Origin of the sequence: Acetobacterium sp. (assembly GCF_036508315.1) — a bacterium.
Taxonomy (GTDB): Bacteria; Bacillota; Clostridia; order Eubacteriales; family Eubacteriaceae; genus Acetobacterium.
Genome location: NZ_DATCHP010000016.1, coordinates 1 through 8,202, shown reverse-complemented (window position 1 = coordinate 8,202; position 8,202 = coordinate 1). Strand labels below are relative to the sequence as shown.

7 protein-coding genes and 1 pseudogene are annotated in these 8,202 nt (G+C 38.1%); all 8 read right to left on the bottom strand.

The annotated features are described in order from the left end of the window. Positions 1-179 precede the first annotated feature (179 nt). Positions 180-422 (bottom strand): YheU family protein, encoded by a 243-nt coding sequence (locus VIK44_RS02240; protein WP_331552222.1) that lies wholly within the window; start codon positions 420-422, stop codon positions 180-182. A 60-nt stretch (positions 423-482) separates the two neighbouring features. Next, the gene (locus VIK44_RS02235; RefSeq protein WP_331552221.1) at positions 483-662 is read right to left on the bottom strand and encodes a hypothetical protein; all 180 of its coding nucleotides are present in this window, start codon (positions 660-662) and stop codon (positions 483-485) included. Positions 663-728: 66 nt separating this feature from the next. Further along, positions 729-3,176 carry a DNA-directed RNA polymerase subunit alpha C-terminal domain-containing protein gene (locus tag VIK44_RS02230; protein WP_331552220.1) on the bottom strand — a complete coding sequence of 816 codons (2,448 nt, stop codon included), beginning with the start codon at positions 3,174-3,176 and terminating at the stop codon, positions 729-731. Between the two features lie 34 nt (positions 3,177-3,210). Further along, positions 3,211-4,872: an ATP-binding protein gene (locus VIK44_RS02225; RefSeq protein ID WP_331552219.1), complete on the bottom strand. Its 1,662-nt coding sequence runs from the start codon at positions 4,870-4,872 to the stop codon at positions 3,211-3,213. Then, positions 4,869-5,438, bottom strand: coding sequence for a hypothetical protein (locus VIK44_RS02220; RefSeq protein WP_331552218.1), 570 nt, complete (start codon positions 5,436-5,438; stop codon positions 4,869-4,871). Before VIK44_RS02220 ends, VIK44_RS02225 begins: the two co-directional genes overlap by 4 nt. A 57-nt stretch (positions 5,439-5,495) precedes the next feature. After that, on the bottom strand, positions 5,496-5,714 hold the full coding sequence (locus VIK44_RS02215) for a hypothetical protein (RefSeq protein WP_331552217.1): 219 nt from the start codon (positions 5,712-5,714) through the stop codon (positions 5,496-5,498). Positions 5,715-6,116: 402 nt separating this feature from the next. Beyond that, positions 6,117-7,973, bottom strand: a complete 1,857-nt coding sequence (locus VIK44_RS02210) for a B12-binding domain-containing radical SAM protein (protein WP_331552216.1) — start codon at positions 7,971-7,973, stop codon at positions 6,117-6,119. 17 nt (positions 7,974-7,990) lie between these two features. Beyond that, a pseudogene (locus tag VIK44_RS02205) lies at positions 7,991-8,202 on the bottom strand (diguanylate cyclase); the annotation flags it as partial.

The following is an 8,202-nucleotide window of genomic DNA, read 5'->3' as shown; positions in this document are numbered from 1 at the left end:
CGCGTAGAATGCTTTGGTAAGAGTCTTTCTTCTGCAATTTCAGTCTCCGCTGTCATTCCCGCGCAGGCGGGAATCCAGAAAATAAATTATTCGTCCTGTCATTGCGAAGCGCCTCTCAGGCGCTGTGGCAATCTCTAAGATGCCGATTCGATACAGGACGATTCAACTTGAGCCCTCATTTATTTACCAAGCTTTTTTAAGACCGGGTCGTCATGCCGGAATATATTGGTGGTTTCCATCTCGTCATCATAAATAAGAACGGCCAAACCGTTTTCCAGTTTTTGTTTTACCTGTCCGAATTTTTTTTCCACGGAAGCCTCAAATTCACCATAATCAGTTCCGTCTCTGGAAATGAATTCTTTGATAACGCCGTGTAAGGCTTCGGCACTGAGTTTATCAACTGGAATTATGTGGATCGGCATTTTAATCTGTTCTTTGCGTTAGTTAGAATTTGTACAACAGTTCGCTCGTAAAGAACTAAACTACTTTTTCTTATAAACGTTCAATCCTATCTTAATGTTTTCCTTGTCAGGAATAGAAATATTCCCTTCCGTTGAGGCAATGATAATGGTTTTCCCCGATGCCGAGGGACCAAATTCTTTGGTTAGATCAACCTTAATCATCAGGATATTGTCTTCCATTTTCATCTCTACATTTTTCATCTTTTGTCCTCCTTATATATTATATAACGAATGTATCATTTATGGTCCAGTCGCGCAGAATACGTTCTACATTTTTGCAATAAAATCATCCCGTATTTCTTCACCTCCAATATAAGCAACCACTTCTTTCTTGGCCAGATAAAAATTCAGAGCAAGGCAATCCCCTGCTTCACAACCGCTACGCTTTAAGAAACTATAAATGCCCGAAGCATAATTATGTTTTATTTGCAAATTTCCAAAATTAGTTCCATCAACTGATTTCAACATAAAAGATTCCTGGAGGTATTGACTCAAAGCGGTCGGGATGCCAACTGCAGCACTGTGAATCGCAGAAGGGGATAGCTTGCGAATAATCCATATATTGCCTTCTTTTGTCCAACCGTAATCAGACACTGAAGATTCTCTCTTTTTTATCGGTGCAATAGATTCTGCAAGCCCAGGTGATATATTTGCACCTCGGAGTCCATACACACCACTTGTGTATCTATTTAATATTGGTTCATAAGACAGGTATTGATAAAAACTGCTTCTGGGTAAACCAAAATCTAAGCATGCAGTTTCGAAATCGCCTGTTGCCATCAATGGCCCTTGTTCTTTAAGGATTTGATACATTGTCAATTCATTATTTCCCAAGGCATTTTCAACTTTGATTGGCGGATTCGCGGTTATCATATTACCCACTACCCTGCACCATGGGATCTGTTTACACAATTCAAGAAGTACGCTAGTGGTTGGTATGAAACAACCCATCCTGTAAGATTTTCCAATCCCAGCTCGTAGTTCATGTATGTTAATGCTTTCACAGACAGAGAGTATTTTTTTGATTATATTTAATACTCGGTTTCTCTTAGTTGTTATCCAAAACCAGCCTTTTGATTCGTCTAGCCAATGGAAATCCTTGTATAATAATAAAATAGAAATTACATATTTGTCAGTAAGAGTTCGTCCCGTTTTTTGAAACACTTGCTCGATTATTTCTGCAACATTCGTTATGCCGTAACGTGAAATTAACTTTTTTGAAAGATGAATAATCAAATTAGCATTCTTTATTTCTCCGGATCTGATTGCCAAACGTTTCCGACCATGTTTTATAATATTAAAAAGTTGTTTTCCCCCTAAAATCTTAATAGGCTCAAGAATTCCCTCAAGATTAAAATTTGTTTTTGTAAACCCTTTTTCTATCAACTCCATTTCAATCATATCAGCATCAGCTGGCAATCTGTTCATTATATATTTTTCAATATTCTTACAAATTGGTAAGTATATATTTTTTATAATTCCTGACTGGTTGATATTTTTCAAAAACCTTTCAGTAATCTGCCTGACACGCTCTCTAGTAATATCAAATTCTTCACCGGTAGATTCCAAAGTCTTTTTCCCTTTGCCATCAAATCCCAAAAAACTTTTGATAATCGGTATGTTTTTCTCCTTCGAAAACATTTCGACAAAATGTATCAGCTCCTCTTCTAAAAAATCAGCATGCATAATATCCGGTAAAAACATTTGTGCATTGTTTTTCCTGTGCATCTCGAGTTCATCGGATAACAATTTTATTTCTTCTTCTACATTTTTTTGTGACCACTCGGGTAAATTCATGCCAAGGTGAAGCCCCATAAAGGATAGTTTTGATTTCATCTCGCAGACTGATTTACGTCCCATATTTTTTATCTTTAGTAACTCATATTCTGTTTTCGTTACAAGATCACCAACATATACAATCTTAGTATTCTCCATGCAGTTCAATGAACGGCATGAAAGGCGCAATTCGCTGACTTTACTGAACAAGTTTAAATACGATTTTCTATCAATCTTATCTTCTTTAGAGTTATCTTCTATATCGTCAATACTCTGCATATGTTCATATTCATAACGTAATGTGTCAAAATCAGGAACTATTAGTCCGAGTTGTAATCCATGTTCAGATAAGATTATTTTGACTTCACGCAAGCATTTCCGTCCGAAATTTCGAATCTTCATCAATTCGAAATCAGTTTTTTGCGCCAATTCGCCAATATATGTTAATCTAATTCCATTAATGAGGCAGTTCAATGTGCGGACAGATAGGGTGAGATTGTTTATTTTTATAAACAAATTTGAGTAGTCGTTTTTGTTTATATTCATTGGTTTTGTTGCGATGTTAAGAGATATTTCTGTAATTTCGCTTGTCGATTGAGGGGCTGTTTCCTCTTTTTCAGGTACAATTGCCTCTCCTCTTGTTTGACAAGGTACTTCCAGCTCGCCATATCTTTGATTTAATCTTACTTCTTGTTGTTTTAGTATAGCACCCTTAAGAATTATATGTTTTCTTCCATCAAACAAATTGTCTTTAACAAAAGAACCATTTTTATCAACTTCCGTCCCAACAATTCCATTTTTATTCTCACTAATATTTTTTAAATATACAGTAAAATTTTTTCCGGTTACCGCATCTTTGGCAGTTACCTGAACATATCGTTCTTTATCATATCCAGGCAACTGAACTTCACCAGTTTTCCATGATTTTGAAAAAGTCATCTCTAATTGCATCTTCTGATGAAAACTCTCTCCTCTAAGTTGAATAGAAATATGCTATCTTCCTAGCCACCCTGTTGATTGTCTCTCTGATGCCAAGAATAGGCTCGGATATATCTATATAATCTCCATTAGAATTTAATTCGGCGGCCAAGGCAATTGAATATTCAGTAAAAGCTACTTCATATGCGAGCTTCTTAAATGTTGGTTCCTCGATGGTTCCATTACCTTTCGCTGCAACAAGTTGAGGATGGTCTAAGTTGATATAAATCGTTCTCTCTATACTTGCATATGTTGCCCTATTTTCCTCAGAGCCCATTGACACAAAATCTACTTTGAAACCACCACGAGCACCAGAGCGGTTTGTCGCACTTCCCACTCTTTTGCCTTTTTTTGTTTCATCATCAGATGCCTCCTCAATTTGAGGCTCTAATAGCCTAGGCTCATCACCACCTGATCTGGTTCCTTCAGAGGAACCAGGATTGCCAATAGGTGAAACTTCTCTTGCAGGTTCATCGTCACCACGAATCATTTTTTCGTTATTTTCATCACCGTGTGCTGAAGAAAAAGGGGCACCAAAATCAAATCCTGTACCGCTTTTAGCCTTTACTTTGGAAATCCGTTCCCGAAATGCATTAAAATCTTCATTTATAACACGTGCAATTTCTTCTGCTTGTTTATTCAGTTTTTTTGCTTCCTCGCTTTGTTTTCTGAGTTTATCAGCTTTTACAAGCTCTCTTCTTACCTCGTCAATCTTTATGCCTATGAAAGCATACAACGCTTGAACAGTTTCATTGCTCGGGTTTAAACGCATATTGCGACTTAAATCATATGATTGAAATGGTGAGTTGTCATTATCGATCAATGGTACATCTATTTCTCCGGATATGTAGAGAGACATTTCTCGCCCTTCATTACCGGCCATAGTGGTTTCATGCCAAATCCCATTTGAAAAAATAGACACACCTCTCAGATCTTCTTCAAGAGGTGCTTTTGCAATTTTTATAGTGAGTTTTACATCACCGATTTTACTTTTAATTTCTCCCTCTGGGGAAAATGTCCTTATATCCGCTATAGGTGGTTCAGTAAATTCACACTCGTGATTGTTAACAAATACAGTGGCGTTTTTCCATTTAGCTAGATGACGTTCAATATACTTTATAATCGCAGCTTGATCTAAAGATTTTAGATAAATACCTTCAATTTCTATTCGTGTACCGTTTCTTTGAGAGGTTGGAACTTCTTTTTCTATTATTTTGACAGGTATGGGGTCTTCAGATTTCAACGCCTCTACATCCTTGCGTTTAAGCTCTACAATTGATCTTTTGTTTTTTTGAATAGTCGTTATGCGTAAAACGCCAGCAATGCCGAATGCCGCAGATTTGCCTGTTCCAAAAAGTCCGCGTCCTGGCTTTCCTTTTGCTCTATCAATGTTTTCACCATGCATGATAAAAAAATTATTCAAACCTTTCCAGTCCATCCCACGACCATTGTCATCTATCACTATACGCTTTGCATTACTGTCAAGAATAACCTTAACAACAGGATTCGTTCCATCGTCAATATACTCAAGGCCGTTAGAAACATATTCCCAGATAACAAGTTTTTCATTTTTAAATAGAGCGGCATTCTGCAAAAGATCTCTGGGAACATGACTTTTTACATATATTTTCCCTTCAGCAAAAGCTTCGTTTCTCATAATTTCCTCACCTTTTCTGACAAGATTTTTATTGCTTGAGACAGTTCAAGATCATCTCCAAATGTGTTGATAATTCGAATAAGTTTTTCCCTACGCGCTGCTCCTGTTACATAATCATCTACCCTAAAAAAATCTTCCGCCTCTTTAGGCGTTATGTAATCGCTCTCATTGGATATTACCTTTTCATATGCAATGCTTGCGAGCATACGCTCTTTTTCACGATGGTATAAAATCATTTCTTTTTTGTTCATTGGTGCTCTTGATAAATCGGTGTTTTTTAGCGCTTTGATGTGTTCCTTTGCATATTGCAGCCCTTTTTCACTGAGTATCCACCCTTTACTATATGAACCAAGTAAATCCCCATCTGTTTTCGCATCAGATAATCGTTTTCTAACAACCTCCATATTGATTTGATTTTTATACTTTCGCCATAAAAACCTTCCAGGTGCAAGCTCGTTTGCCTTAAAAGCGATGTCCTCTGTATCGATGTATTTGGATTCACCACCAAGGAGATATACAGATAAAACACCAATTTCTTTATTTGAAAAAGTATTATTGTTGGTCAATGTCTCTCCTTTTTAAAAGGAAATTTAGCATTATTTTTTATTTTTCCGAATCATATTTCATAATTCAAACCTCTGCTTACCACCGGGAAGAAATTTCAATTTGGCAATTTTTAAATTTTTTTCAATTTCATTAAAAATCTTATTTACCTCATCTTTGGAATACTCATATGTGTTCCTGTTTGCGCAATTTCCGAGAAGTCTTATCTTATCAAGAACATCGTTAGTCCTTTTTCCTGCAATCCTTTTAAATCGCTCATGTTTTGTCTCTTTAATCATAATACCTCGCATATATATTCATTATATGCGTTGAATGTATCATATATAGCCTTAATTATCAATAACATATTTCACATATTCTAAATTTATATTTGATATATATATCTTGATAATTAATTAGGGACAACAGCACCCAATTTTTCGTGTCGCTTCGTGTGGACTCGCGGGACATTTAGGTCATCATCGCATCAGGTGATAGCAGTATCAGGCTATATGCCAATCAGGCAAAACGTTACCCACAGCAAGCAGCCCGATCAAATTTTGCGTGCTTCTTTTTTGAAGATTTCATCAATCACACAGGTATTGAAAATAAGAAAATAATGGGGACAACGGTTCTATTTAATGTTTTTAAACTTCCTGGATTCCCGCCTTCGCGGGAATGACAGAGGTGGAATAAGGGAATTACATAGCATGGATCATCTGTTCTTTAACTGCAAATTCAAGAAATTCATAAATCTTCTTCCGGGCTTTTATATTTTCCTTTCCGCAGACTGCCTTAAGTGAATCGATACCTTTAAATGAATCCAGCAGCCTGTTTAAAGTGCGATCTATTATCAGTGTTTTAACAGCGCCGCCGCAATTATAAATAACCAGGTATGTTTTCTGCGTGGAATAGTGATCAAGGAACTCTTCAAATGTAAGTTCGCCGACTGTCATAAGTTCATCGAAATCATATTTTAAGGAAAGAGAAATAGTTCCGGGTGATAAACAGAAAATGGTTTCATCATTAAACCTGCTCTCCCCTTCTGTCACGAGTGGTCCTGCATAAAGCGAACGGTTCAGCGCGCCGTGAACTGTTATGATATCCTCCATTACAGGGAAGAGGTTTTTTCTGTTATGCCTTACGAACTGCTCCTTTACAAAAGAGGATTGCATAACAGTAATCTCCTCTCTTGTGAGCTCAAAAGGCTGTTCGCATGATGATAAATGCACTGCAAAATCTGAAAGAAAGTCAGAGGGATTAATGCCGAGGGTCTCCAGTGCCATGAACATCCAGCCCGCAGCGCCCCCACGGTTGTAAAAAATTTCACAGGCATTTTTCAGACATTCGGCTTGAGCCATTCCTGCTTCTGAAAAACCCGGCGAGGAGATAAGGGTGTAAGGAGCATCTTGGAGAGAGTTCAGCAAGAAGGATTCTGCATTATCATAAAGCGCAGTCCCCGGTATAACAGCCAGTGGGAAAATATCGAGATGGTTCGGCTGCAGACTCAGAGCATAATTCAGGCTCTGTTTGAATCCATCGGGCGTATCGCCCGGGAGCCCGTAGATCAAGTCAAGCCCGAAAATTGCACCGGCTTTGTTAAGCAGCGCTATCTTTTCAGCGTATTTAACGGTGTCGATTGTTCTATTTACATTGGCAAGCACTTCGGGATGGGCGCTTTGAAGTCCAATCTGGAGGCTGCAGTGAACCCTAGCAAAGAGCTTCGCGATTTCACTGTCTATAAACTCTGTTCTTATTTCAAAAGTAAAATGAATCAGCGGAGCAGTTTTAAGAATCATACGCAGAATTTTTTTTGCACGCTTAATGTCGCTGTTAAAAGTCGGGTCCAGTACAAATACCTGGTTTACTTTTTTTTCTTCGAAGAGCTCCAGTTCCTTCCGGATACGATCTGACGAGATCTGCCTTACGCCTGCCACACCCCGTGATTCGAAACAGAAACCGCATTTAAAAGGACAGCCGCGGGAGAGTTCCCACAACAAGCCGGAATACCTGCAGGGATCAATTGTTCCAGTAAGAAAAGGCGAGTGCAGGGAGTTAAGGTCCATGACGGGCTGTTGGTCTTTCCCCGGATTAAGCTTTGCACCTTTTAAAAAGACCCCGGGTATGTCTTCAAGTGTATCACCGTTTAGTAGCCTGTTCATTACTTCTGTCAGTACGATCTCACCTTCACCTTTAATGACAAAGTCAAACGGTGCGCTATCCAGCAGTATTAAAGGAAGTGCTGTTGCCTCTGGGCCACCGGCAAAGAGCATAACAGCCGGGAATTTCCCTTTTATGATACGGCAGGTTTCCAGTACAATGTGTCTGTTCCACAGGTACGTAGAGAAACCGACCATATCCGGAATATTTCTGCATATGTCCTCTGATATAAAATCTGCAGAGTTATCGACATAGTAATCATGAAATGATACATCAAGCCCCTGGCTTATGGAGGGAACTGAATCGATCTGTGCTTTTAGTGAAGCAGCAGCGAGAGGGACAGCCTGGGGTGAGTCCTTAATGTGTATTGATACAAGTTTAAGTGTTATTTTTTTCAAAAAGCAGTCCCCGGCATTTATTTGAGTTCATTAACAAGCTCATCAAAAACTTTATTTACGATATCAACATAATTATCCCTGTGATGTATTTTATTTATTTTCTTTCGTATTTTTTCCCCGTTTTCAAAAAAGCTTCCCATATAAGTCCAGATTTCTTTCATTTTATTAGTAATATGCGAGGGGCCAGACAAAATTTTCGAATATTCATCGAATAAATTATCATGGAAAG